Source organism: Streptomyces hokutonensis (assembly GCF_000376565.1).
GTDB classification, from domain to species: domain Bacteria; phylum Actinomycetota; class Actinomycetes; order Streptomycetales; family Streptomycetaceae; genus Streptomyces; species Streptomyces hokutonensis.
Map to the genome: position 1 here is coordinate 1 of NZ_BARG01000043.1, position 25,665 is coordinate 25,665.

At 68.2% G+C, this 25,665-nt stretch carries 18 protein-coding genes and 5 pseudogenes; 16 read left to right on the forward strand and 7 right to left on the reverse strand.

Features of this window, described 5'->3' with window-relative positions; genetic code table 11:
• The 3 genes and pseudogenes from SSP08S_RS55845 to SSP08S_RS64555 all read left to right on the forward strand — a co-directional run.
• A pseudogene (locus SSP08S_RS55845) lies at positions 1-372 on the forward strand (cation:proton antiporter); the annotation flags it as partial.
• Between the two features lie 252 nt (positions 373-624).
• Complete coding sequence (locus tag SSP08S_RS25735) at positions 625-888, forward strand: hypothetical protein (RefSeq protein WP_019070513.1); 264 nt, start codon at positions 625-627, stop codon at positions 886-888.
• Between the two features lie 164 nt (positions 889-1,052).
• Positions 1,053-1,253, forward strand: a pseudogene (locus tag SSP08S_RS64555) (transposase family protein); the annotation flags it as partial.
• A 641-nt stretch (positions 1,254-1,894) separates the two neighbouring features.
• Here SSP08S_RS64555 and SSP08S_RS55850 read toward each other — a convergent pair.
• Positions 1,895-2,128, reverse strand: a pseudogene (locus SSP08S_RS55850) (nitroreductase family deazaflavin-dependent oxidoreductase); the annotation flags it as partial.
• Positions 2,129-2,252: 124 nt separating this feature from the next.
• On the opposite strand from SSP08S_RS55850, the gene SSP08S_RS25750 reads away from it, so the two are divergent.
• Complete coding sequence (locus SSP08S_RS25750; protein WP_026178824.1) at positions 2,253-2,789, forward strand: MarR family winged helix-turn-helix transcriptional regulator; 537 nt, start codon at positions 2,253-2,255, stop codon at positions 2,787-2,789.
• A gap of 917 nt (positions 2,790-3,706) precedes the next feature.
• Here the strand turns inward: SSP08S_RS25750 and SSP08S_RS25755 are convergent.
• The 3 genes from SSP08S_RS25755 to SSP08S_RS25765 all read right to left on the reverse strand — a co-directional run bounded on the left by SSP08S_RS25755 (position 3,707) and on the right by SSP08S_RS25765 (position 7,226).
• A complete protein-coding gene (locus SSP08S_RS25755; protein ID WP_019070517.1) occupies positions 3,707-4,447 on the reverse strand; it encodes a DUF4142 domain-containing protein in 741 nt (246 codons plus the stop codon).
• Between the two features lie 117 nt (positions 4,448-4,564).
• A complete protein-coding gene (locus SSP08S_RS25760; RefSeq protein WP_019070518.1) occupies positions 4,565-5,338 on the reverse strand; it encodes a DUF4142 domain-containing protein in 774 nt (257 codons plus the stop codon).
• 196 nt (positions 5,339-5,534) lie between these two features.
• Positions 5,535-7,226 (reverse strand): chloride channel protein, encoded by a 1,692-nt coding sequence (locus SSP08S_RS25765; RefSeq protein WP_019070519.1) that lies wholly within the window; start codon positions 7,224-7,226, stop codon positions 5,535-5,537.
• A 574-nt stretch (positions 7,227-7,800) separates the two neighbouring features.
• Here SSP08S_RS25765 and SSP08S_RS25770 point away from each other — a divergent pair.
• A complete protein-coding gene (locus SSP08S_RS25770; RefSeq protein ID WP_019070520.1) occupies positions 7,801-8,550 on the forward strand; it encodes a DUF4118 domain-containing protein in 750 nt (249 codons plus the stop codon).
• A gap of 520 nt (positions 8,551-9,070) precedes the next feature.
• On the opposite strand, the pseudogene SSP08S_RS55855 reads toward SSP08S_RS25770, so the two are convergent.
• Positions 9,071-10,269 (reverse strand): annotated as a pseudogene (locus tag SSP08S_RS55855) (IS110 family RNA-guided transposase).
• 640 nt (positions 10,270-10,909) lie between these two features.
• Between SSP08S_RS55855 and SSP08S_RS25780 the strand changes: the two are divergent.
• The 3 genes from SSP08S_RS25780 (at position 10,910) to SSP08S_RS25790 (ending at position 11,897) form a co-directional block, all read left to right on the forward strand.
• Entirely contained in the window at positions 10,910-11,179 is a 270-nt protein-coding gene (locus SSP08S_RS25780; RefSeq protein ID WP_019070521.1) for a hypothetical protein, read from the forward strand.
• A gap of 191 nt (positions 11,180-11,370) precedes the next feature.
• Complete coding sequence (locus SSP08S_RS25785; protein ID WP_019070522.1) at positions 11,371-11,667, forward strand: hypothetical protein; 297 nt, start codon at positions 11,371-11,373, stop codon at positions 11,665-11,667.
• The gene (locus tag SSP08S_RS25790; protein WP_019070523.1) at positions 11,664-11,897 is read left to right on the forward strand and encodes a hypothetical protein; all 234 of its coding nucleotides are present in this window, start codon (positions 11,664-11,666) and stop codon (positions 11,895-11,897) included. Before SSP08S_RS25785 ends, SSP08S_RS25790 begins: the two co-directional genes overlap by 4 nt.
• Positions 11,898-12,070: 173 nt before the next feature.
• Here the strand turns inward: SSP08S_RS25790 and SSP08S_RS63550 are convergent, their stop codons facing one another.
• The gene (locus SSP08S_RS63550; protein ID WP_019070524.1) at positions 12,071-13,633 is read right to left on the reverse strand and encodes a hypothetical protein; all 1,563 of its coding nucleotides are present in this window, start codon (positions 13,631-13,633) and stop codon (positions 12,071-12,073) included.
• 43 nt (positions 13,634-13,676) lie between these two features.
• Between SSP08S_RS63550 and SSP08S_RS55865 the strand changes: the two genes are divergently transcribed.
• From SSP08S_RS55865 to SSP08S_RS25815, 6 genes and pseudogenes are all read left to right on the forward strand, one after another.
• On the forward strand, positions 13,677-14,231 hold the full coding sequence (locus SSP08S_RS55865) for an SMI1/KNR4 family protein (RefSeq protein WP_026178825.1): 555 nt from the start codon (positions 13,677-13,679) through the stop codon (positions 14,229-14,231).
• A gap of 354 nt (positions 14,232-14,585) precedes the next feature.
• Positions 14,586-14,744: pseudogene (locus tag SSP08S_RS63555) on the forward strand (transposase); the annotation flags it as partial.
• 315 nt (positions 14,745-15,059) lie between these two features.
• Positions 15,060-15,191, forward strand: a complete 132-nt coding sequence (locus SSP08S_RS64225) for a hypothetical protein (protein ID WP_281176152.1) — start codon at positions 15,060-15,062, stop codon at positions 15,189-15,191.
• Positions 15,192-15,594: 403 nt separating this feature from the next.
• Positions 15,595-21,810, forward strand: coding sequence for an RHS repeat-associated core domain-containing protein (locus tag SSP08S_RS25805; RefSeq protein WP_019070527.1), 6,216 nt, complete (start codon positions 15,595-15,597; stop codon positions 21,808-21,810).
• Between the two features lie 103 nt (positions 21,811-21,913).
• Positions 21,914-22,087 carry a hypothetical protein gene (locus SSP08S_RS62570; RefSeq protein ID WP_019070528.1) on the forward strand — a complete coding sequence of 58 codons (174 nt, stop codon included), beginning with the start codon at positions 21,914-21,916 and terminating at the stop codon, positions 22,085-22,087.
• A 97-nt stretch (positions 22,088-22,184) separates the two neighbouring features.
• A complete protein-coding gene (locus tag SSP08S_RS25815; protein ID WP_019070529.1) occupies positions 22,185-23,015 on the forward strand; it encodes a glycoside hydrolase domain-containing protein in 831 nt (276 codons plus the stop codon).
• Positions 23,016-23,082: 67 nt separating this feature from the next.
• Here the strand turns inward: SSP08S_RS25815 and SSP08S_RS63560 are convergent, their stop codons facing one another.
• Positions 23,083-23,241 (reverse strand): hypothetical protein, encoded by a 159-nt coding sequence (locus SSP08S_RS63560; RefSeq protein WP_019070530.1) that lies wholly within the window; start codon positions 23,239-23,241, stop codon positions 23,083-23,085.
• Between the two features lie 15 nt (positions 23,242-23,256).
• Here SSP08S_RS63560 and SSP08S_RS63565 point away from each other — a divergent pair, with 15 nt between their 5' ends.
• Positions 23,257-23,619 (forward strand): hypothetical protein, encoded by a 363-nt coding sequence (locus SSP08S_RS63565; RefSeq protein WP_245607949.1) that lies wholly within the window; start codon positions 23,257-23,259, stop codon positions 23,617-23,619.
• Between the two features lie 585 nt (positions 23,620-24,204).
• The gene (locus SSP08S_RS25830; RefSeq protein ID WP_019070532.1) at positions 24,205-25,101 is read left to right on the forward strand and encodes a DUF5655 domain-containing protein; all 897 of its coding nucleotides are present in this window, start codon (positions 24,205-24,207) and stop codon (positions 25,099-25,101) included.
• Positions 25,102-25,665 lie beyond the last annotated feature (564 nt).

The following is a 25,665-nucleotide window of genomic DNA, read 5'->3' on the forward strand; positions in this document are numbered from 1 at the left end:
CCGGTCCTGCTGCCCGCGCTGGCCCTTGCGGTCGTCACCGCCGGCACGAAGATCGCCACGGGGTACTGGGCGGCCCGACGCGCGGGGATCTCGGCGAAGGGCCGCTGGCGGACGGGCGGCACCCTGGTCGCCCGGGGCGAGTTCTCCATCGTCATCGCCGGACTCGCCGTCACCGCCGGCATCGAACCCTCCCTCGGCCCCCTGGCCACGGCGTACGTGCTGATCCTGGTCATCGTCGGCCCCCTCACCGCCCGCTACACCGAACCCCTGGCCACCCGCCTGACCGGACGCAGGCGCGACAAGATCGCCGTTGCGGCGGACACGGGAGGCACCAGGGAGAGCACTGCCGAGGAGCCGTACGAGGTGGGCTAGGACGCAAGGGGGCCAGCGCCCTGGCCCGGTACGAGTGCGATCCAGATCTCACTTGGGTCCGCGCGAGAGGGTGTGGCGGAGCCGCGTCTCGGATCGGGTCGGGGACTCGTCCCGGCTGTCCCGTGCGAAGGAGCCCGCGTGCGGTCCACCAGCATGGACGTAGAAGGCCACAAGACGGAGACCGTCGAGGTCGAGCCATCCGTTCCGCCCGCGCACTGACCTGACGGAGACGCCGGAGAAGAAGGGCACCGTATGAGCAGGCTGCTGGAAGCGGTGTGTGCGCTGACCGTCGGTGTCCTCGTTGCGCTCCTTGTATGGGGAGCTGACCCTGGCGCCGTGCGGGTGGCGTGGCGGGACGGCGAGCTGAGCGGTGTGACGGTCGTGTTCGTGGCGGCGTGTGCGCTGTGGCTGGTGCTGTGGCGCAGGCGTACCGGGCGCGGCTGGCCGGCATGGCCGCTTGTGGTGCTGCTGTGCGGTGCGGCTGTTGCGCTAGTCGTGGCGGCCATGGCCGGTTGACCGGCGCAGCAGGCAGGTGGGGCTTCCCATTCCTGTGGACGGGGAGCCCCGCTGGCGTTTACGGGCTCGGGCTACTGTTAAGGATCTTGGTAGGAGGGGCAAGGTGTCCCTGCGGCACGGCTGTTGGTCGCCGACCCGGTCCGATTCCGGGGCGCTGCGATGACAAGGCCGTCCGGAACCGGTCCCTGACGCGAGGTCAGAAGCTGTCCAACACGGTACTGGCGGCCGTCCGGGCACCCGTGGAGCACGGCTTCGCCCATCTCAAGAACTGGTGCGTCCTCGGCAAGGTACGCACCGACCCCGCCTGGGCGACTGCCCTGGTCCGGGCCCTGCTGGTCCTCACGAACCGCGAAGTCGCCCGATGACCGACGATCTTCACCGAAGTCACCTGCCGGCGACCAGCGCGAGCATCCCGATGCCCACGTACACCAACCCTGTGACCAGCGACTTCAGGCTGCACGGCTCCTCATTGTCGCCCCCACCCTCTGGGATTCCGCTTCTCGGTGCTTCATCGGCCGCTGCCCCTCGTCTCCTTCTGGAGGCGGCTCACTGGCTCACCGAGGGCCGGTCGCGGGTTCCGTGGAAGGCGATGTCCACGCCCTGCGCGGCTGCACGGCGGGGCCGCCGACGGTCGGTGTGCCACCCAAACCCCTGACAAATGCCGGTCACTCCTGGGCGCCGGGTGCTTGTCGGCCGTCGGCTCGGCCCCCGATATGAGTCTTGCGCAGTGCAAAATCTGTTCGCCAGCGCTTCGGGAAGGTCTCGGCCCGGCCGCGTTGCCGCCACTCTCCTGAAGGTGCCTGCGTCTTACGAGACTCTGACGTGGCGGGCGCATGCTGCCGCCCCGGCCGTGTCATGCGCGACTCTGGTCTTGTTCGGCACCCGAGAGGGTGCCGCCGCGGTATGGGAAGCGGCTGCCGTGGAACAGCGCCCCGGGCCGATCCCGGGGCGCTTGGCCGTGTCCGGTCTCCCGGCACGGCGATGAGCGCACCGTGGGTCGGGCCAGTCGGGGATCGGTGTCGGCGTCCAGGCGCACGAAGGGGATGCTCCCGCCGGCCTCTCGGAAGCCAGCCTCGCTGCCGTCGCTGGGCAACCCCATTAACGTGCACAGGCGTTGGGCGGTTCGGGGGTGCCGTTGCGCGTAGCCAGCCATGATCTCGGCGCCGTCGTCCGGCGTGAGGAAGTGTGCCGTGACGGCGCGGTGGCGGTTTCCGACCTGGATGACGGTCTTCGGCTCGGCGCAGCCGCCGGGCCACTGCACGACGACGCCGCGATGCTCTTGCTGCGCTACCACGGTCATGGGGAAGGAAAATCTGTTCCCATCACGTGAGTGAGCAGCGACTTCGGCACGGTAGAAAGGACACATGCCGGAGCGAGAGACCCCAGCGGGGGCCATGGATGATGTCGACGAGGTCACCCGGGCGGTGCTGACCGCATCCCGGCTGCTGGTGGCGGTCTCCGCCCGCTCGCTCGCCGCCGTCGAGGAAGGGGTGACCTTGCCCCAGTTCCGGATGCTGGTCGTGCTCTCCACCCGGGGTGCCACCAAACTGGTCGCGCTCGCCGAACTGCTCCAGGTGGCACCCTCGACCGCCATGCGCATGGTCGACCGGCTGATCGCCGCAGGTCTCGCCGACCGGCAGACCAACCCCGGCAACCGTCGCGAAACGATGTTGCAGCTCACCGAGGAGGGTCGGCGCACGGTCGAGGACGTCACCGCCCGGCGCCGTACCGAGATCGCCGCCGTCGTCGCACGGCTGCGGCCAACAGAGCGGCTGGCGCTCGTCGAGGCCCTCAACGCCTTCAACGAGGCGGGCGGAGAGCCCCCGGCCCCCGCCGCGGACGACCCGGAGCCGCACCCGCTTGGATGGGTCGTGGACGGCGCGATGGCGCACGACGTGTGACGGTTTGCGGCTGAGCCACCCGTTTTCGAGCGGTCGACCCTTCTCCGCGCCCGACATCTTTGCGTAATGCAAGGAAACGGCGCGCGAGGCGCTCGGCTGCCGGATTCTGGCAACGGGCGCCGGGCAGACGTGCCCGGTCAGAGGCACGGCGGTCGCGGCGCGGCGGCACCATAGGTGGTCGCCGACGGACCGGGAACGACGCAGGTTGTAGGGGGTATGCGCGGATGGCGCCGTCTCAGGACCCCTGCCGAGTCGCACCTCATGGCGCACCTGCGTATGTCGGTGTGGGGGCCCGCGGAGTTCGTCGAGACGCTGCCCCGCCGGCTTGTCGGCGAAGGGCTCCTTGCGGGAGTCCTCGGTGCCGCCACGATCATCGGTACGACGCTCTTCGGGGCCTGGACGGGGTCCTCTCTTGCCGGCGGTGAGTGCGTCCCGTGTGTGTCATGGCCCTCGCCCTGTACCTGCCCGTAGTGGGGGCCGGACGTGCACTGCTCGGCATCGTGGCGGTGCTCGGCATGTGCCTCGCCCTCCGGACGCCGCAGGCCGCCGCGGGCATCGTGCTGGCGGAACGCGGACGGGTGCAGCCTGTGGTGATGACGTCGGTCGAGAGCAGCCGGGCAGCGGATGGCGGACGCGACCGTTACCTCTGCTCGTGGCTCGCTGGGACGGTTCGCCGCTCACGGTGCGCATCTGGCGCGGGTGCGGGCAGGCGACCCGTCCAAGGGACGCACTCACAGTCGTCTACGACCCCCAGGGGCACGTGGCCCCGCACGGAATGGAAGCGGGCGCCGGGATGGCGGGAGCGTTGCATGACCTGGCCCGCCCGCGGGCCGTCGCCCGTCGTCTGCTCCTACCGGCTCTCCGTGCCTCCCATCGCCTTGGCGTCTCCCGGGCGGGGCGCCACCACGCATCGTTGATCATCCGGCCGTTGGGCTGGGTGTGGGCGAGGTGGTGTTGACGTTCAGGTCGGGGCGGGGGGTGAGGGCGACGAGGGGTGCGCCGGCCTGCGGCGGGGGCGGGGTGACCTGGTCCTTGGGGAGTTTGGGCGGGGTGCTCTGCTGGAAGTTGACCTGGTCGAAGTTGACCACGCCGGTCTTCTCCAGCACGGTGATGTGGTCCAGGACGGTGTCGTTGGCGAGGTCGGCGAGCGCGCGGACCATGGTGTTCGTGGTGGTGGCGCGGATCTTGGCGATGGCCGGGAAGATCTGGCCGTGGGTGACGCGCATGATGTTGGCGGCGGTGGAGTCGAACTGTGTGCCCGACTGGGCCGCCGAGGTTGCCACGAACTGCTGCTGCTGAGGGCTGGCCTGGTTGGGCAGGGTGATGTTCAGCTCGGGCGCGATCTTGCGGCACAGCTCGTCGAGGCCGGCGTGCCCGACGATCAGGTGCCGGCCGGCTTCCCGCATCTCCTCCGTGGAGCCCTTCTTCAGCGCCAGTTCGCCCAGGGGGTACTCCCACAGCCCTGCGGAGCGGACCTTGACGACGAAGTCGCGGTCGGCCTCGGTGAGCGGGCCGTAGCGGGTGTTGGCGATGATGCGTGAGGGGTTGCCGGAGGTGTTCTGCACGCCGAGCATCGCGGGGTAGGCGAGGGCACTGAGGGTCACGCCCAGGGCGCCGACCACGAAGACGGTTCCTGCCATGTTGCGGGAGAGGGGCATGCGGCCTCCAGGTGTGAGCGGCTCGTATGCCAGGGGGTACGGACAGGCCGGAGCATCCGATCATTGCTCTAGGTAAATTTTGCATGCTGCCGAGTGGTGTGCGTCACATGCGTGAGGTCATCCGCTGGTGGGGGAGGCGGACGGTGAGGGTGTCGCGGCAGGGTCCGCCGGGCCGGTCGGTACTCCGGCGGTCGGCAGTCCGGGAGGCACGGTGAGGGCGACCATGGGTGCCCCCGGTTGCGGCACCGGTGGTGTGACCTGGCTGGCGGGCAGCTTCGGCGGGGTCGTCTCCTGGAAGTTGACCTGGTCGAAGTTGACCAGCCCGGTCTTCTCCATCTGGGTGATGTGGTCCAGCACCACGTCGTTGGCCTGGTCGGCCAGCGCGCGCACGAGGGTGTTCTTGGTGGTGGAACGGATCTTGGCGATGGTGTTGAAGATCGAGCCGTGGGTGATGCGCAGGGTGTTGGCGAAGTCGGTGTCGAACTGCTTGCCCGTGTCCGACTGGAACGTCGCCAGGAAGCCCTGCTGTTGTGGGGTGGGCTGGTTGGGGATGGTGATGTTCAGCTCGGGGGCGATCTTCCGGCAGGAGGCGTCGAGTGCGGCGTGCCCGATGACCAGGTGCCGGCCGGCCTCGCGCACGGCCGCGGTCGTCCCCTTCTGTATGGCCAGGTCCCCGGAGGGCCCCTCCCACAGTCCGGCCGAGCGCACGAAGACCACGAAGTTGCGGTCGGCCTCGGTGAGCGGACCCCACTGGGTGTTGGCGATCACGCGCGCCGGGTTGGTCGACACGTTCTGGACGCCGAGCATGCTCGGGTAGGCCAGGGCGGCGAGCGTGACGCTCAGGGCGCCGCCCACGAAGACGGTTCCGAGCGTGCTGCGCGAGATGGGCATCGTGCCTCCTGGAGCGGACAGCGGGTACGTCGGCAGGTACGGGCCCGCAACGGAAAGAGAACCCTTGCTCCAGGTAAAGGTTGCACTATGCCAAGCTCTTGATGGGTCCGGGAGTCATGGATGCCCGACGCCGTGACCGAAAGCAATCACCGGAGTGCTGGGGCGGGCCGGGGAAACGGCAGCCGCGAGCGGTCGGCTACGCGGTGGCCGGTGCTGTCGAGTGCAGGGCGCGCAGCGCACTCTGGTGGCTGAGCCAGCCGACCGGTTCGCCCTTCTCCCCCTCCAGGACCGGCACGCCCGCGCCGCTCGCGGACACCAGGTGGTGCAGGGCCGTGGCCAACGGCTCGTCGGCCGTGACGGAGGCCGGCGGTTCGGCGAGTTCGCCGACCCGCGTGGGCGCTCCGTCCGGCTGCTCGGCCAACGCCTCGGCGACCGCCTGAGCGGTGACCATGCCGAGGTAGCGTCCCGAGGCGTCCCGCACGGGCAGTGCGCCATGGCCGGAGAAACTCAACAGGTCGGCCGCGTCGCCGAGTTCGATGGTGGCGGGCAGGGCCGAGGGCAGCGGTTCCATGACGTCGGCGACCCGCTGCCCACCGAGTCGGGCGCCGGATGCGGGGCCCGCCAGGTCGATGCCGCGACGGCGCAGCTTGAGCGTGTAGATCGTGTCGTGGGACAGCAGCCGGCTGGTGGCGGTGGCCAGCACGATCGCCAGCATCAGCGGCAGGATGATCGAATACTCGCCCGTCAGCTCGAAGAGGATCACCACGGCGGTGATCGGAGCCCGGGCCGCGCCGGCGAACACGGCACCCATGCCGACCAGTGCGTACGCGCCGACCGCGCCGGCGGAGTGGGGCAGCAGGTGGTGGACACCGATGCCGTACGCGGAGCCGAGCATCGCCCCGATGAACAGGCTGGGGGCGAAGACCCCGCCGGAGCCGCCGATCCCGATCGTGAGGCTGGTCGCGAGCATCTTGCCCGCCAGCAACAGGAACAGGAAGCCGACTGCGTAACCGCCCTCGGTCGCCTTCTGCAGCACGGGGTAGCCGACACCGTACATCTGCGGCAGGGCCAGCAGGAGCAGGCCGAGCGCGAGGCCGCCGACGGCCGGGCGCAGCCACTCAGGGCCGCGCCAGACCCAGTCGCAGACGTCCTCGATCAGATACAGGAACCGCGAGAAGCCCACCCCCACCACGGCGGCGCCGACGCCGAGCGCGGCGAACAGACCGTACTGGGCGAGGTGGTCGACGTGGAAGTCGGGGAGGCTCAGGAAGGCGGCGTTGCCGAACGCGGCCCGTCCGATGACGCTCGCGGTCACGCTGGCCAGCACGGTGGCACCGAACGCCTCCGCGGTGAAGGTGCCCAGGATCAGCTCCATGGCGAAGAACACGCCGGCCAGCGGTGCGTTGAAGGTGGCCGCGATGCCGCCCGCCGCACCACATGCGACCAGCAGCTTCATCCGGCCCTCGGTCACCTTCGTCACCCGGCCCAGGGTGGAGCCGAGCGCCGAGCCGATCTGCACGATCGGCCCCTCCCGGCCCACCGAACCACCCGAGCCGATGCACAGAGCGGAGGCGAGGGTCTTGACGACGGCGACCTTGGGGCTGATCCGCCCGCCACGCTGGGCGACCGCGAGCATCACCTCGGGCACCCCGTGCCCGCGGGCCTCCTTGGCGAACCGGTTCACCAGCGGCCCGTACAGCAGACCACCTACCACCGGCGCCAGGAGTACGAAGTACGGGCCCAGCCACGGCACGTGCGGATTGCTCGCGCCGGGGGCTGCCGCGTAGTCGCCATGGCCGGAGAACAGGCGGGTGAACGTCTTGATGCACCAGCGGAAGACCACCGAGCCCGCTCCGGCTCCGGCGCCCACCACGACGGCCAGGGCCATCAGACCCCAAGGGGCGGTACGCAGCCCCGCGATCCTCGGTGTTGGCGGGAGACCCCTCAGTGCGGTGCTGGGCACGTGCTGCTCGTCCCTTGCTGCCGGAATGGCACTCATCGCTTCCCCTTCCATACCTTTGCATTATGCAAAACGAGTCAAGGGTGCACGTCACAGGGGTGAGCCGGGTGGTGCTCTGCCGGGGAACGCCGAGCGTGTGGCGCCGTCCTCTCTGTGGGCGGTCAGCCCGCGTCGGCGCGGGTGGGTCGGACCGTCGCCCCGCACCGGAGCTGTCGGCGGCAGCCGTGTGAGGTCGCAGCGCATGGCGCGGCCTCTTCCTGGCACGCCACTCGCGTTGTCACCTCAAAATGCCCGTCGTTCAAGGGGTAGGGGCGCGTCAGGATTCCCGGTCGCCTGATGGCCTCGGGCGAGCGGCGTCAGAAGTCCGTCAAGATCGTGCGCGGTGCTGGCCGGGAGAGAGCGGCAGAGGGATTCTTGCCTCGTCGGCGCAGTGACGCGTCGCGCCCGTATGGGCGGCCTCTTCGGGCATGGGCCGCCCCTTGCTTCCGTGAGGTGGTGGATCATGCGGATCACCCTGCGCGACCGGATCGCCCTGGCAGCCGCCCTGCTGGCTCCGTTCGTCGTCGCCCTCGCTCTGGCTCCGGTCCGCTCCCGTATGACGTCCGCGAACCTGGCGCTGATCCTCGTGGTGGTCGTCGTCGCGGTCGCCGCGCTGGGCAGCCGGACGGCCGGGGTGGTGACCGCGCTGTCGGCGGCTGCGTGGTTCGACTTCTTCCTCACCCGTCCCTACCAGCGGTTCACCATCGCCGACAGCGACGACATCATCACCACGCTCCTGCTGCTGGCGGTGGGCGTGGCCGTCTCCCAACTGGCCGCCCACGCCCGCACCCTGAAGCTGGTCACCATCACCGACGCGGCTCATCTGGCGCGGATCCACGAGACGGCGAGCATGGTCCAGGCCGGAGCCTCGCCGTATGCCGTCGTGGACCAGGTACGGCTGCAACTCGTCGAGATCCTGGGGCTGAGCGGCTGCCGCTTCGAACACGGGACGCTGCTGGGCAGGCACCCCCGTCTGGAACAGGACGGCATGTTGACCGTCGCCCGGGCCCACTGGGACCTGGACAAGGACGGCTGGCCCGGTGAGGAGATCGAACTGCGCGCCTCGGTCGGAGGCCGCTACATCGGCCGGTTCATGATGCAGCCGGAGCCAGGCACGCCGCCGCCACCTCTGCAGGCACGTCTCGTGGCCGTGAGCCTGGCCGACCATGTCGGCGCCGCGCTGGACACCGCAGGACCGGTGCTCGACCGCTGACCACCTGCACGCCCCGGCCGCCGGCAGGGTACGGCCGACGCGAGCCCGCTGTCTGTACCTGGTGCTTCATCCTGGGTCTCTCGGGCAGCCTTCGAGCCGTGCTGCGGCGTGACGATCACGACCCGTCAGGCCGTCCGACCGGCGCGAGGCACCTGCCTCATGGTCCCCGTGGGCCCCAGCCCCAGGCTCCCTGTTCCGATACCGCAGAGCGGTCGGTGGCGGGCGCGGGCTGGGCACGAAGGGCTGCCGGCGATAGTGTGCAAAGAACGCGTCAAGTGATGCGAGGTGTGCCGGGAAGTCTGCTCGGCGTGAAGGGGCCGTGTGCCCGATGTCGCCGATGTCCCGGAGGCTTTGCTGCCATGGCCACTGCGCGTTCGTGCCCGCTGTTGCTGGGCGTTGTCGTCTTCCCGCGAGCGGCTGGCCGTCTCTCGCGCCTCGCGTACGGACAGAGCCGGCGGCCTGGTGCTGCCGGTCGCCGTAGCGACGGCTCGGGTACGGGGGGGTGCCCCTATGACTTTGGTCAAGGGGTTGTCGGGGTTGGTGGTTGGTAGAAGGTGCCGTCGCGGAGCATCGCGAAGAGCACATCCGCTCGGCGTCGGGCGAGGCAGAGGATGGCCTGGGTGTGGTGCTTTCCCTGAGCGATCTTCTTGTCGTAGTAGATGCGGGAGGCCGGGTCGGCCAGCGCGGCGAACGCCGAGAGGAAGAAGGCTCGCTTGAGCTGCTTGTTTCCTCTCCGCGAAGGCTGTTCGCCGCGCTGGCCGACCCGGAACTTCGGGTCGCCGGGGCGAGGCCGGCATAGGCGGCGAGGTGGGCGGCGGACGGGAAGGCGGTGCCGTCGCCGACCTCGATGAGGATGCGGGCTCCGGTCCTGATGCCGATGCCGGGCATGGACGTCAGGACCTTGGAAAGAGGGTGGGCCTCCAGTAGTTCCTCGATCCGGTGGGCGAGGATTTTGCGCTGGTCGAGCACCGTCTGGAGTGAGTTGGCGAGGCTCGGGACGATCAGCGCGGCAGCGTCCGTGCCCGGAACGACGACGGTCTGCTCGTCCAGTGCGGTGAAGACGTCGTTGATCAGGCGCTCGGCCATGCGGGGTGCTTTTGGGCGGATCAGAGTGACCAGTCGTCGGCGTCCGGCCTTGCGGATCTGTGCCGGCGAGCCGAACTGGTCCAGCAGCCTGAGCACGGCCGGGTGCTGCATGCGCGGGCCGATGACTCGTTCCAGGTGCGGGTGGATCTGGGTGAACAGGCCGCGCAGCCGGTTGGAGAGGCGGTTCGCCTCGGCAGCGAGGTCGTCGTCGAACCCGACGATCATCTGGAGCTCGGCGATCGTCTCGTCGTCGAGGTCGACCGAGCGAAGCGTGTGCGGCATCGCCCGGGCCGCGTCAGCGATGATGAACGCGTCTTTCGCGTCGGTCTTGGCCTCGCCGGGATAGAGGTCGGCGATCCGCCGCATCGTCAATCCGGGCAGGTAGGCGACGTGGCAGCCCAGGTCCCGGGCGACTGCCAGCGGCAGGGCCCCGATCGATGCCACCTGGTCAACGACCACGAGGACGGTGCCGTGTTTGGCCTGCAGCCTGGCAAAGACCTCGCGGAGCTTGGGTTCGCTGTTGGGCAGCCGCTTGTCGAAGGTCTTCTTCCCGGCCGGGGTGAGCGCGGTGGCGTGGTGTTCGCCCTTGCCGACGTCCAGTCCGAGGTAGACGTCGATGTCGCTGGTATCGATCACGTCGTGGTTCCTTCGGTGCTGTTCACCCGGCCTGCCACGGCACTGATCGCCACATCCACATTACGAAGAGCCTCCCGACCTACGAAGAAGCCGGTGCTCATGCCCCTAATCAGCGGTCTGTCAGTGCCTTCGGAGCTGGTGACACCACCCCCCGGGCCATGCACTCGACAAGGGGAGGTAGTCATGCCAACTCCGAAGGCCGGTAACCCCGTTGCGGGGCTACGAAGACGGTAATGGGGGGGGGAACAGGTCCTTGCGCAGTGCGGATGAGCCGATACGCGACGTCCGCTTCGGTGTATCGGGCTTCGGGCTCGGCCTGGCTGCGATCATCGGCCGGCGGGCGGGTTGCTGGCCGCGTTCTTTCCGGTCGCCGGAGTCGAGTTCAAACGAGAACTCGTCCTCGGGGAACCGGCCTGCCCCAGGCCGCGTGGGGTGAGCACGGCAAGGCCACTGTTCTCCTCGCCTCTCTGGCCTCCGCCCTCCTTTCGGCGCCGCTCCTGTGGGGACACGCCCGCCTCTACCAGCGCGGGCACGAGGAGGAGTACACCCACGCGGAAGCTGACGGCATACCGGATGCATACGAGCAGGTACCTCCAACCTCCGCGCGGGCGGACCGGTATGACGGGAGGTCCGGCTGATGGCCGCCGACACCTCCCTCCTGGCACCCGCGATCTTGGCTGCCGCACTGGTGATCAGAGCAGCGCTCGGCGAGCTGCAGCGCCCGGGCAGCGCCCGCGAACAGTGGGCCTGTGTCGCCAACCGCCAGGCTGTGGTCGCCGGAACGACGGTGTTGGGTGCCGTCATCCTGCTCGGTTGGCACCAGGCCGGCCTTGCTTCTCTCGCCTGGGGCCTGCTCATCGGGGCGCTCACCGCTCATCTGGTCCACGGCGGCAGGCGTCGCCCATGACCATGACCATGACTAGGACCCTGGGCCTGCGCCGTCGGTGCGCGGTGGTCTCGGGCAGTCCCGACGCGTCGTTCGGACGAGGCGTCGCGTGGCCTGTCCCGGCCACGCCACGTCGGCTGCGGACGCCCTTGTGGCCTGCACCGTACGCCTTGCCTGACCCTGTCCCGCCCACCACAGGAGCCCTCGCACCCATGAATTGGCACTGGACCGGTCTCGTCTTCTTCTCGCTCACGTTGCTCCCGGCCGGGCTGGCCCTGGTCACTGGCCGGATACCCCGTCGTCTGCGGTACTGGCTGGCTCCCATGCGCCCGCGTGGCTGGGCCCTTCTCGCTCTTTACTCCGTCGCCCCCCTCAACGCGATCCCGCGCCTGGCCGACGCTCCGTCGTTGATCATCCTGGTCGCTACGGCAGCCGCAGGTGTCGTGGCTGCGGTGGGCTGCACGTACGCAGCCCTTGCCCCACGCCGAACCAGGAACGCCACCACGTGACCGGCCGGCAAAGCCTGCGGCGCCTCGCCGTCTCGCTCGTCGTCTGGTGGATGCTGATCGCCGTCATCCTCTGGTCCCTGGGTGCGATGCTCGACCAACCCGCCTCACTCGCCCAGTGCACGGCCTCGTCCGCCTTTCTCGTCGCCATCGGGGAAGTCGGCGACTGGCTGCGGCGGCGTCGGCGGGCCGACTCAGCGGCATCGCCGCACGACACCAGCCGCCCGACGTGAGGACGCCGACCACGGATCCATGACGACGCCACCCACCACAGGCGTTACTGCTCGACTCCCAGGGCCCGTACGCCTGCCAGGGGCGGTCGGCTGAGTCACCGGTGACGAGGGGTGGAGTGGTGAAGCGCGCGACGACCACCCTGCACAGCCTGCCGAGCTTGCCCGGTTCACTGTCACCAGCCCGTCAGCAGCAGGTGGTTGATGAGCAGGGCCAGAACGGCCTGTGCGGCGAGCCAGGCGCGGGGCCGGGGGAGGAACGCGCAGGCGGGGAGCAGCCACATCGCGAACGGCAGCCAGATGCGTTCCGTCTCCGCCTTGCTCATGCCGGAGAGGTCGGCGATGAGGAGGGCGAGCAGTGCGGCGAACACGAGGAGGGCGAGCCGGTGTTCGGGAGCGGTGGTACGGAGACCGCCCCGGAGGTCCCGGAGTTCGGGACGTGCGGAAGCGGTGCCCGCGCGTCGCAGCCCCGCCGCTGTCGCCGGGCCCACGAGCAGCGCGGTGCAGGACAGGTTCGCCCACACCCAGTAGCTGTACGGCCGGGTCCCGCCGACGCCTTCGTAGTAGCGGGTGATCAACTGGTGGTACGCGTCCCACCAGTTGAAGCCGAGAAGCGTGAACACCAGTGGTACGACGGTGAGGCCGGCGACGACGTAGGGGAGAGGGGTGAGCCGTCGGTGGCCGAGCAGCAGTGCGGCGCCCGCGATGACCGCGAAGAGCGTCAGCCCGTAGGAGAGATACGTGGTGAGGCCGAAGAGGAGACCGGCGGCGAGGCCGGCCGTGCGCGGCCGGTGTCCGGTGACCGCGAGGGCGAGGAAGGCGACGGACCAGGCGGCGACCGCCGCGAAGTAGCCGTCGGCCGAGGTGCCCATCCAGACAGCGGCCGGGGCCAGGACCATGAACGGCGCGGCACGGCGGGCGAGTTGCTCACCGGCGAGCACGCGCACGGTGACGAGTTTGCTGTCGGTCTCGGCGACTCCGAGTTCCAGACCGAGCCGGGCGTTCTCGGTCGGTATCATGGACTTGACCTCCACGAGCAGCACGAGGTCGTCGAAGACAACGATCCAGTCGACGCTCTGCAGTTCGTTCCGCTTCACCCGGTACGTGATCTCCGAGATGACATCGGCGTCAGGTATCAGGCGGAGCTGTCGGCCGACGTACTCCTCGAAGAGGTAGCCGGTCTCCTGCAGGAAGTCGGGACCGAAGTGCTCGCGTCCTGTGTGGTAAATGCCGGACGGGGTCGCTTTGCGCCAGACCAACTGGGGGGAAGGGCACAGCAGGCCGGGCCCGAAGCCGGTGACCGCGGGCCGGCCGAGCAGCGGACTGTATGTGAAGCGCCGCAACTGGGCCGCGTTGCCGCCGACCACCCTCGCCAGGTTCTGCGTGGTCTGCTTCTCGATCGCTTTGACCGAGGCCACGTCGGTGGCGAAGTGCCGTTCGACGACCCGCAGCACCGTGTCCCGGCTGACCATGCGGCTGAACTTCTCGCCGTCCGGGCTGTCGAAGATCGCGGGATCGAAACGCCCGGCGTTGAACAGCGCACATCCCCACAGCAGCTGAGCGGTGCCCACGTAGTCGGGCAGCGAGCAGCCGAATACCTCGGTGTCCCAGCCGGGGACCATGCAGCGGGGTTGCCGGCGTGCGGGAAACGGTGTGTGCAGGTACAGCGCCGCGGTACGGGCGAGAGCGGCGAACTCCGGGGCCTGGAAGGCCATCTGCTCGCCGCCCAGGCGCATCATGTGAGCGCCACCCCGGCGTCTCGGCCAGGAGGCAGGAGGACCTATGAAGTTGCGCCCCATCAGCGAATCATGGCATCGCATCGAAAGATGGCTACAAGATCGTGAACGTATCCGGGAACTGGCTCCTCCGGCCGCCGGTCAGGACATCGCCCGGATTGCTGAACGCCTCGGCGTGAACCTCCACCCGGACCATATGCAGCTCCTGCTCGGTCACAACGGCAGTGGCAGTTTCACCCTCCCTCCGTACTACGAGATCCTCAGCACCAACGAGGTCGTGGACGCCTGGCGGATCAAGACGAATGTCTGGGCCGATCACCCCCACTCCCCCTACCGCACTCACTGGGTGCCGTTCGCATCCGACCGGGCCGGCGGCGTGCTCTATCTCGATGTCTCCCGACCCGACGAACACATCGGCGCTCACGACCGGGAGGGCAGCTCTCTCTTGTCGTCGCACTCCATGTGGGCGTCGCTTCCGTCACTCATGCACTACACCGCTGATGCACTGGAATCCGGACATGTGCTGGACCGCTACCGCCGCCCCTGCGACGAGGACGACTTTTTGTTGTGGGAGGTGTTCCCGGACACGGCCGACAACTGACCACACAACGCTCATGAGCGCACGTCGTCAGAGATGGCTTGTCGGACGGGCTGCAAGGGGCCTCGCGCCCACACTTTTCGTGAACATGGCATTGCAACCCTGGATCCCGCCCGCCGTGATTGCCGCAGTCGCTGTGTTCGCGAGTGGTTGCGGAATTCAACACGCCACCGGCAGCACCCCGTTGACCTCCGACGCGACACCCGATCCATACGTCAGCGTCATCCCCGCACCGACGGCCACGGATACCAGCGGACTTCGCAGCATCGTTACCGTTGGCCCGATCCCCTCGCCGGCTCCGGCCAAGGGTGCCGCATGTCATCGTGAAGGAGCGCGCGGCTCTGACGCGAGCGGAAATACGTGCTCCACAACGACATGGCCTGGCAACTGCTGCCGCTGGAGCTGGGGTTCGGCTCCGGACAGACCTGCTGGCGGCGTTTGGACCGGTGGCAGCAGGCCGGGGTCTTCGACCGGCTGCACCGCATTCTGCTCGCCGAACTGAATGCGGCCGGAGAGCCTTGCCGGTGCGCGTCTGGCGACCATCGGTTGGGACCGAAAGCTGCGTCTGTGGGATCTGGAGACTCGGACTCTGCTTCGTGAGTTCGCGCTCCAGGAACGGCCGGATGTCGTGGCCGCAGCAGGCGGCATCGTCGTACTTGGTACGGAGCAGGGAACGGTGTCGGCCTGGCGTGCTGATAAGCCGGGTCGAGTTGGCTGCTGGACTGCTTCAGCACCGATCACGACCCTTGCGGCCAGGGGGGCTCCCAACGGCGAGGCGTCGGTCATAGCCGGCGATGCCGGTGGCGCTGTCCACCAGCTGCGGATCCGTGCATGACCACCGAAACAGCGAACTCAGTCACCCGCACCATCACCAACACCTACAACACAGCGGAGCGCACCAAGACGACATCGATCAGCGGCGTGGGCACCGGGGTGGCGAGTACGACGCTTACTCCGAGTTAGGAGCTGGGTGGACGGATGCCCTCCGCCGACTCCCTCCACGGCATCGGTGAAGCGCGGTCGCATGTCTCGGATTCGCGGACGGCCTGCTGAAGAGGGGTGTAGGTCGCCGGGGCGGCTGCCTCTGGCGGCAATCTGGGAGGGCAGGCGGCATGGTGCCGCCTCACAGGGGAGAGTGGCGTAGATCACTCTGGAGAGTGGAACCTGTGCTGACGCTTTACGTGTGCTTTGTTGTTTCTTTGCCGTTTTTTCCTTCGATACGTTCGCACCAGCACCATGAAACGGTGTGTCAGTTACGCATGAGACGGGGGAAATCGTGGCAACTCACAGCTCTGCGCCGGGGAGGCGCAGACGGTTGGGGGCCGGGGGGAGAGCGCGCTTCATAGCGAGTGGTCTCGCCCTGGCCATGGCCGTCACCGTGCTGGACGGCGCTGGTTCCGCTCTTGCCCAGCCGCTCCAGGCGCCTGCGGCCGTACCGCAGAAGAAGGCGGTGACACAGGCCGCTGACATCGCTTCGGCCCGTATCGCCGCGAAGTTGTCCGGTAAGAGGGTCGAGGCCCTTTCCGAGCGCACCGAGACGTCGACCACCTGGGTCAATAAGGACGGGTCGCTCACCACCGAGCTGACCGCCGGGCCTGTGCGCTTCAAGGACCCCGCCACGGGTGTCTGGCGCGATGTGGATGTCGACCTGGCCGCTCAGGCCGACGGTTCCGTTGCCGCCAAGGCGCACCCGGCTGGGTTGAAGCTGTCAGGGAAGACGGGCGCCAGGCCGTCTTCCCTGACAGCGGCCCAGTCCGCTCCGGCCGCCGATCTGGTCACGCTCGGCCAGGGGGACGAGCAGATCACCCTGCAGTGGCGCGGTGGGCTGCCGGCGCCTCAGCTGGACGGTACTCGCGCCACCTATGTCAACGCGGTGCCCGGCGCGGATGTGGTGGTGGAAGCCACCCGTACCGGCTTCGAGCAGTTCGTCGAGGTCAAAGCTAGGCCGGAGACCGGCTTCTCCTACACCCTGCCGCTTCGGACCAAGGGCCTGAAAGTCGAGCAGCAAGCCGACGGCAGCGTGCTGTTCACCGACAAGAAGTCGAAGAAGACCGCTGTCATGCCCGCCCCGGTCATGTGGGACGCAACGGTCGACCCGGTCTCCGGCGAACACACGCGCCAGGTCCGCGTTGCCATGAAGGTCGTCAAGGTCAAGGGCGGTGTCGATCTCGTCATCACCCCCGACGCCAACTTCCTGGCCGATCCGGCCACGAAGTATCCCGTCACGGTGGACCCTTCCACCTCGGCGCTCTCCAATGTCTTCGACACCTACGTCCAGCAGGGCACCACGGTCGACTGGTCCACGGATGTCGAGCTGGACCTGGGTAACCCCGGGACGCAGAACGCTGACGGGACCTTCCGGACCGCCCGGTCGTTCGTCTCGTGGAACACCGCGCCGATCGCCGACGCGCTGGTGACGGACGCGAAGCTCTCGCTGTGGAACTTCCACTCCGGCAACTACACCGGATCGTCATGTCCGACCCAGCCGTGGGAGGTGTGGTCCACCGGCGCTACGACGACATCGTCGCGGTGGACGGCCCAGCCGTCATGGACCGCGAAGAAGGCCACTTCCTCGGAGACCCTGGGCAACGCTTCGTGTTCCACGCAGCCGGACGGCTGGATCAACGCCAACGTCACGACCATGGTGCAGGAATGGGCCTCGGCCAAGGCGGCCAAGTCGCACATGGGTCTGCGTGCCACAGATGAGGCTGTCACGGGGCAGTGGAAACGTGTCAACTCCGCTAACGCAGCCTCGAACCCGCCGAAGCTGACTGTCACGTACAACTACCGGCCGCGCACGGGCACGAAGCAGGAGGCGGGTGCGCCGTTCTTCTCCTACGGGGGCGCCTATGTGGTCAACACCGCCACCCCGACCCTGCGGGACACCTTCGTCGACCCCAACGGGGACAAGGTCAACGGCACCTTCCAGATCTTCGACTCCGCCACCAACGCCCAGGTCGGCAACGTCATCGTCTCGCCCTGGGTGAACTCCGGACAGGCCGCCTCCGTGACCGTCCCGGCCGGAGTCCTGACCAACGGCAAGACGTACAAATTCCGCACCTCGCCGTACGACGGGGCGCACTACAACACGGGCTGGTCGGAGTGGAAGACCTTCACGGTCGACGCCACCGCCCCCTCGGCCCCGACCGGTGTGACGTCGACGGACTATCCGTCCACCGCGTGGGTCAAGGGCGCCGGACAGGCCGGCACTTTCACGGTCACGCCCCGGGGCACCGATCACAACTGGCTCGAATGGTCCTTGGACGGCCTGACGTGGACCAAGGTCACCACCGGCGGGTCCACCGCGGCCAAGGGCATCAGCATCACCCCGCCCAAGGACGGCACTCACACCCTCCAGGTACGGCAGGTCGACAAGGCGGACAACAAGTCCGAGTCTCTGGACTACACCTTCCACGCAGGGCCTGGCGGCTTCGTCCAGCCGAGCGAGGGTGAGAGCACCGCGCGCCGGCTGCCGCTTCTCGCCGAGGCCGAAGCGGGCAAGTACGACTCCGTCTCCTTCTCCTGGCGTCGTTCCGACGCCGACACCTGGACGAAGATCCCGGTCGCGGACGTCGGCAAGGACGGCCAAGCGCTCACATCGTGGCCGGTCCCGCTGGTGAACGGCAAAAACGCCGCCCTCGCCTGGAACGCCACCAGCACCGTCGACCCCGATGGAAGCGTCCAGATCAAGGCCGACTTCACCGGGCCGAACGGCGCGGCGGGCAGTACGCAGCCACTTCCGGTGGTGGTTGACCGCAACGCGGACGGTGCCGCCGGTTCCCAGGTGGGCCCGGGCTCGGTGAACCTGCTCAACGGTGACTACTCGCTCGGGGCCTCGGACGCCGAGGTGCTGGGCCTGTCGGTGAGCCGTACGGCCTCCTCACGAGTGCCGGACAAGGGCACCAAGCAGACGGGCCAGGCGCCGATCTTCGGCAAGGAGTGGGTCTCCGGCACCACCGCCCCCGAGGTGGACTCGGGGTACTCCCACATCGAGAAGACCTCCAACACCTCGCTCAACCTCGTCTCGACCGACGGCGCGTCCGTGTACTTCACGGCCAACCAGGCCCAGAACGGCTGGATCCCCGAGCCCGGCTTCGAAGAACTCGCCCTGACCGGCGGTTTCTCATCCTCCTTCACCCTGAAGGAGGATGACGGCTCGGTGACCACCTTCAAGAAGGCTGCCGCCGACGCCCCGACCTGGCAGCTGTCCAGCTCGGTCAAGTCAGGTATCGACGGCGGGGAAAGCCTGGTCGTATCCGAAGCCGTCACCATCGACGGCAAGCGGGTCAGCCGCCCCAAGCGCATCATCGGCGCTACGAGCGCGGCCACGGCCACGACGTGTGAGGCCACCCCGTCGACCCGCGGCTGCAAGGTCCTGGACTTCGTCTACGCGACCACGACCACCGCCACCGCCAGTACCTTGGGCGACATCGCAGGCCAGGTTTCCGAGCTCAAGGTGTGGGCCTCCGAACCCGGCGCCGCCAATTCCACCGCGGTCGGCGTGGCCCGCTACGCCTATGACGAGCAGGGCCGTCTGCGGCAGGTGTGGGACCCGCGGAGCAGCCCCGCTCTGAAGACCACGTACACCTATGACCCCGCCGGTCGCGTCAGCACCCTGACACCACCGGGACAACTGCCGTGGACGTTCAACTACGGCAAGGTCGCCGCGGTGACGGGTGCCTCGGACGGCATGCTGCTGTCCGTGCAGAGGCCCACCCTGGCGGCCGGCACGAAGGACCAGGTCTCTGGCACGGCGACCTCCACGGTCGTCTACAACGTTCCGCTCACCGGGACGACGGCCCCGGCCGCGATGGGCTCGGCCGATGCCGCCAAGTGGGGACAGAACGAGGCTCCCGTCGACGCCACCGCGGTCTTCCCCGCGGACAAGGTGCCCTCCTCCTCCGACGGTGCGCAGTTGTCGAAGGACGACTACGCCCGGGCCATGGTGCTCTACATGAACGCCTCCGGCCGCCAGGTCAACCAGCGCAACCCTGGCGACCACATCACCACCACCCAGTACGACCGGTACGGCAACACGGTGATGGAGCTGTCGGCCGCGAACCGCGCCCTCGCTCTCGGGCTGACCGCCAAGGACAAGGCCAACCTCGCCGAGCTCGGACTGGGCTCCGACGCGGCCGGATCCGCAGCGCGGGCCCGTCTGCTGGCCACGGAGACCACTTTCGCCGCCGACGGCTCCCGCTCGACCGACTCCCGTGGTCCACTGCGCATGCTGACATTGGGGAAGGACCTCGAGGCCGCCGACGGCACGGTCCTGCTCGCAGCGGGCACCGCGGCTCCCGGTCGTACGTGGACGACCACGTCCTACGACGCCGGTCGTCCCACCGACGGCTCGGCCAGCGTGGTCAACCAGCCCACCAAGGAGACCGTCGGCGCCGAACTGCTGACCTATCCCGGTCAGATGGCCGACGGGCGTGTCACCACCACCGAGTACGACTGGGCCAAGGGCCTGGCCACGAAGAACGTGCAGGACCCCGGCGGCCTGGCGATCACCCGGATCACCGAGTTCGACGACAAAGGCCGTGCCGTCAAGTCGCTCATGCCCAAGTCGAACGGAACCGACCCCGGAACCCAGCTGACCACCTATTGGTCCGCCACCGGCACCGGAACCTGCGCGGGTCGTCCTGAGTGGGCCGACCAGGTCTGCGAGGTGCGCTACGCGGGTGCCGCAGCCGGCACCAATGGCGCCCTGCCGGTGATCTACAACGAGTACAACGTCTACGGCCAGCCGGCGAAGGTCGTGGAGAGCGCCAACGGCGCCACCCGCACCCTGGTCACCACCTACGACGCAGCAGGCCGGCAGTCGACGGTGACCACCGGCGGCACCGCCGGCACCGCCATCCCGGACCAGACCTTCACCTACGACGTGGAGGCAGGACACCTCACCAAGACCTCCTCGACCACCGGGGGCGCCATTACCCGTACCTTCGACGTGCTCGGACGTCAGATGAGCTACACGGACGCCGACACCAACACCACCTCGGTGCAGTACGACCAGCTCAACCGGCCGGTCAAGAGCACCGACGGCGCCCCCTCCACGGTCACCTACACCTACGACACCTCGGCAGAGCCGCGCGGACTGCTCGTCTCGCTCACCGACTCCGTCGCGGGATCCTTCCGCACCTCGTACGACGCGGACGGCAACGTGGCCACCGAGAAACTGCCCGGCGGCTACACGATGACCCAGTCCAACGACCCGGCCGGCAAGCCGACGGAGCGCGCCTACACCCGTGACTCTGACGGCGCCCTGCTGCTCAGCGACGCCGCCACGGTCACGGCTCACGACCAGTGGGCCACCCGGGCCGGAGGCGCAGGACAGAACACCAACCGCGCCTACGGCTACGACACGGCCGGCCGACTGACGTCGGTGGAGGACACCGCCGACAGCGTCTGCACCCGCCGCTCGTACGTCTGGGACAAGCATTCCAACCGCACCTCCGTCACAACGGCCGCCGCAGCCCCCGGTCTGGACTGCCCGACGACCGGCGGTACGACCGTCACCAGCACCTACGACACGGCAGATCGGCGGACCGACAGCGGCTACGTCTACGACGCGTTCGGCCGCGCTACCACCGTTCCCGGTGAGGGCACGCTCGGCTACTACCTCAACGACCTCGTGAGGCAGCAGCAGTTGGGCGACCAGCGTCAGACCTGGGCTCTCGACGCCACCCGCCGGATCCGTTCCTGGACCGTCGAGTCGAACGCCTCGGGCAGCTGGACCACGACCGCGACCAAGGTCAACCACTACAGCAGCGACAGCGACAAGCCGACCTGGATCGTCGAGAGCACCACCACCGGGGCCATCACCCGCAACGTGGAATCCGCCGGACGCAGCCTCGGTGCCACCACCAGCAAGACCGGTGACGTCGTCCTGCAACTCGTCGACCTGCACAACGACGTCTCCCTCGCACTCCCGCTCGACACCTCCAAGGCCCCCACGGCCCTGACCACGGACGAGTTCGGCAAGCGCACCAGCACCGAGCAGGCCCGCTACGGGTTCTTCGGCGGCGAACAGCGCTCCGCCGACACCCTCGGCAACCTCGTCCTCATGGGCGTACGCCTGTACGACCCGGCCTCCGGCCGGTTCCTGCAGACCGATCCGGTCGCCGGCGGCAGCTGCAGCAACTACGACTACGTCTGCGCCGACCCGGTCAACGCAGAGGACGTCTCCGGCTGCCTGCCCTGCAAGATCCCGTGGTACGCGTGGACCGGCTGGCGAAGCGACATCAAGATCACCTGGTCCGGCAAGTGGTCCTACACCAGCTGGCGCACCAAGAAGTACTCCTGGATGTGGGACGCGCTCGCCGACTGGACGCCCCTGGCGATCGTGGGCTGGAAGGAGCGGTGGCGCTGGCGCACCCAGCGCGGTGTCCGCTGCACCCTCCTGTCGTGGAGCCGCGAAAAGGTTCTGGCCGAATGGGTGTCCGTCTACACCACGCAGTACCAGGACCGGATCACCTACCGGAAGACGTACACCAACTTCCGGTTCTCCGAGACGTCGTCCTGGTGGACCACTTACCGGCGAACCTACGTCTACTCGTCGAAGATCTACTGGGGATACTGACCCCCGGTACATTCCAGGCTGCCCGGGCCGTTTCTCAGCGGCCCGGGCAGCCGCCCTGACTTCTCGAGCACCTCTCAACAGTGAAAACCAAGGAGCAATAAGCATGTCCCAGTCCCGCGTCGGCGTCCTGGTGATGTCGATCGGCGTCGCTCTCACAGCGGCCGGAGCAGCGATGTACGTTCTTCCCGGCCCGGGCCTTCCTGTCCTGCTGTTGGGCCTCGCCGCTGTCGTCGCAGGAGCGGCCGTATGGTTCATCGGCCGCAACTCCGCAAGCTGAACGCTGATCGGCCGTCATAAAGCGCACCGATTTCTCTTTTCGTTATCGGCCTGGGCTGCAACAACCCTGGCCGGTTGAATACTTGTGAGGTGGGGAAATGCCGAAGCATCGGCTGTCCAGAAAGGGCCGCTACATCGCCCTGGCGACGACCGGCATCGTCGTCGTGTCCGGCGCCGGGATCGCGGCGCAGACCTCGATGGCCGCCACAACGTGGCCCGCGCAGAGGACCTTCACCGGCCGGGCCTTCGACGCCTGCACGGCGCCCTCGCTCACCGCGATGAATGCGTGGAAGAAGGACGCCTACTACAGCGGCGTCGCCGTCTACATCGGCGGCAAGAACCGGGGTTGCGCCCAGCCCAACCTCACCAAGTCCTGGGTGAAGTCGGTCGACACCCTCGGCTGGCGGATCATCCCCTTGTACGTCGGCGCACAGCCGCCCTGCCAGAAGAGCCTCAACAAGGAGAGGTTCACCGCGGCCACCGCCGCCTCGGTAGGCGCTGCCAATGCCAACGACGCGGTAGCCAAGGCGTCGGCGCTCGGCATGAAGCCCGGCAGTCCGATCTACCTCAACATGGAGTCGTACGACATCGCCGACAAGGCATGCAACGACGCCACCCTCACCTACGTGCGGTCCTTCACCAAAACCCTGCGCGCCAGGACCTACCGCGCGGGCCTCTACGGCTTCAGCAGCTCCGGTGCCAAGGCGATCGCCACCGCCAAGAACCGCACGGACCTGCCCGGCAACCTCTGGTACGCCCTGTGGAACGGCCAGGAGACCACCACCAAGGACTGGCCCTGGGACCCGAAGCTGTACACCGACCACAGCCGCGGCCACCAGTACAAGGCCAACAGCAAGGAGACCCGCGGCGGCTACACCATCAACGTCGACCGCAATGCCTGGGACGCCCCGGTCGCCATCATCGGCTGACTTGCGTGCCGCCGTGCAGCGCCGCCGGCCCGCCGCTTTCCCCCGTAGCGGCGGGCCGGCGGCGTCCTCAGCGGGCGAGGGTGACGGTGATCGGCAGGTCGGGGCAGTCGGCGAGCTGCTGGGTGAGCTGCTGGGTGAGCGCGTCGCGCTCGGCGGCGTCGATGCTCAGGCCCCAACGGGTCTTGTCGGCGATCCAGTCGGTGTTCTGGAGAGTGACAGTGCGCAAGACTTCATTGACCAGGTGAAGGGCTTGCCCCTTGAGGAGCGGTTGGCCTCCGTGGAGGATGTTCTGGCCAAGGTCGCAGCGGATGCATCAGTCATTAACCGAGATTTTCTCCCGGAGGAAGTAGTTGCAGCTGTAGCGATCATTGCGGCAGCGGCCACCGAATCGCGTGATTACGTGTGGATGAATGACGAGAATTTTCTGGATGCAATCCAGGGAATCCGCCGCCAGGGTCAACTCCATAACGTAGCCCTTGCTGCCTTGAGTGAGGTTGCCGATGGAGATGATGCATTCCTGTTGGCGGGATGGAAGGATGATGGCGACCGCGCCGCTGTGGTTCGACAGGTTGACGAAATTAGGGCGGTACTTTCCGGAGTTTAGGGAATTCAGCCTATACTCCAGCAGCATTTCGCTATCTGGCTTGGTCAGGAGGCGTCGCCGGGAGTGTAGTTGGCTGATGGCGTGTCAGGGCAGTCTTGGCGCACGGCTCCTCCGAGGAATGGACTCGTCGTCGGTAGTCGCAGTGGCGGGCAACGGCCTGGCGCCTGCGTCGCCACTGATTCGTTGTGGAGCAGGCTGTCGGCCGAGGCACGAGCGGAAGTGGACGGGCTTGTCGCCGCTGGGTGCAGTGTGCAAGCCGTCGTGGTGATGCGTGAATGCGCCGACTTGCCGCGGCTTGGTCTTCAGAGCTACTGGGGTAAGAATTTACAGCAGGCGCTTAGAAGGCACCTGCTCTAACCACTGAGCTACGGGGGCTGACCTGCGTAAACGCAGCTTCTGAGCGTTGTCCCCAGGGCCGCGGGGGACGTATGGGGGAATCGCGGACTCTTGGTGACCGGGGGACACGAGCGCTCCCCGGTCGAGCCGTATGTAGGGTCTCACACCATCTTCACGCCTCCGAAGCCTCTCGCGGAAACAATTCCGCACCTCCTCGGCGTTGGTGATCTCCGAGCCGAGGAGGGGAAGGTGTCGGGCCTGAAACTGTTCCGCACGGACACGACGTGTAGCGGCATGACCGAGGTCGTGCCGCGTCTTGCTGAGATCGAGGCCGATGTGCAGGGTCTCGTCGAGGCACACATGAAGACGCTGCTGGGCGTCCGGTTCCTGGCGAGCGAGTACAGCACCGGGCCCGTCCACGGGGGCCGGATCGACTCGCTTGGGCTGGACGAGAATGGCTCGCCGGTCATCGTCGAGTACAAGCGCGGTGTCGATGCCGGCGTCATTAACCAGGGCCTGTTCTACCTGGCATGGCTGATGGACCACCGGTCCGAGTTCGAGCACCTGGTTCGCGATCGGCTCGGGGTGACGGCCGCGTCCCACGTCCTGTGGAGCGGACCGCGCCTGATCTGTATCGCCGGCGACTTCACCCGCTACGACGTGCATGCTGTGCGCGAGCACCGACGCTCGATCGACCTGGTCCGCTACCGACTCTTCGGCAGCGATCTGCTCGGTCTTGAGGCTGTGGCCTCCGTGAGCGGCGGCATGCAGCTGGCCCGTCGGACGCGGCGCCAGGCGGTTGCTCGGGCGGCGGCCGACGTCCAGGGCGCGTCGATGGTGGAGTTGGCGGGCGCGGTCGACGAGGCGCTGCTGGGGCTCGGGGACGGCGTGAACCGTGTCGAGCGTAAGCAGTATCGGGCGTACCAGCGGCTGTGGAACTTCGCCTGTCTCTGTCCGCCGCAGCGCAGCAAGCTGTTGGTCTATCTGAAGGTCGACCCGAAGGACGTCGACCTCGTTCCGGGCTTCACCCGGGACGTGTCCGGGCTCGGCCACCATGGGACGGGCGATCTGGAGGTTCAGCTCCGTACGCCGAAGGACGTGGAGCGGGCGCAGGAGCTGTTCCGGGCGAGCTACGCGGCGGCGTGATCGCCTGTGGGCCTCTTGGGCATACTTGCTGCGTGGCTGCTTTGTGGTCGTGGAGCGGTGCCTTTCGACGTGCGGGCAGGGTGTGGCGGTGGACTATTAATGGTGCGCGGGATCGCCGGTTTGGCTAACCGGCGATCCCGCGCTATGTTGCCCCGCTCTCGTGGGCTGGTCGGCAGCAGGAGTGGCTAGAGCTGAGGCTGGCCGGGGTCCTAGGGGTGGCTGACGGGCCGGTGACGAGGCTTGTTCTGCGTCCGGGACCTGCGGGCGGCGAGGGTCCGCTTCGTGGGCGAAGGTCTCGTGAGACCGAGCCGGAGAACGCCCGGGACTTGGCCATTCACCGGGAGGCCGTTGCAATCCCATGTTTCGCCATGCAATGTAGTGCCTTAAGAGTCAAGTTATGCGCGTCCGCGCCGGCGGGGCCCACAGTGAACGTGGCCCGCGCCCTGAAGCGCGGGCCACGTGTGTGATCGGCAGCCGCGATCCTCTGGCCGCCCCTTCCCGGACCTACCGGATTCGGGAAGGGGTCAGAGGAGGCCGAGGAACTTGGTAGTCAGCGAAGTCACG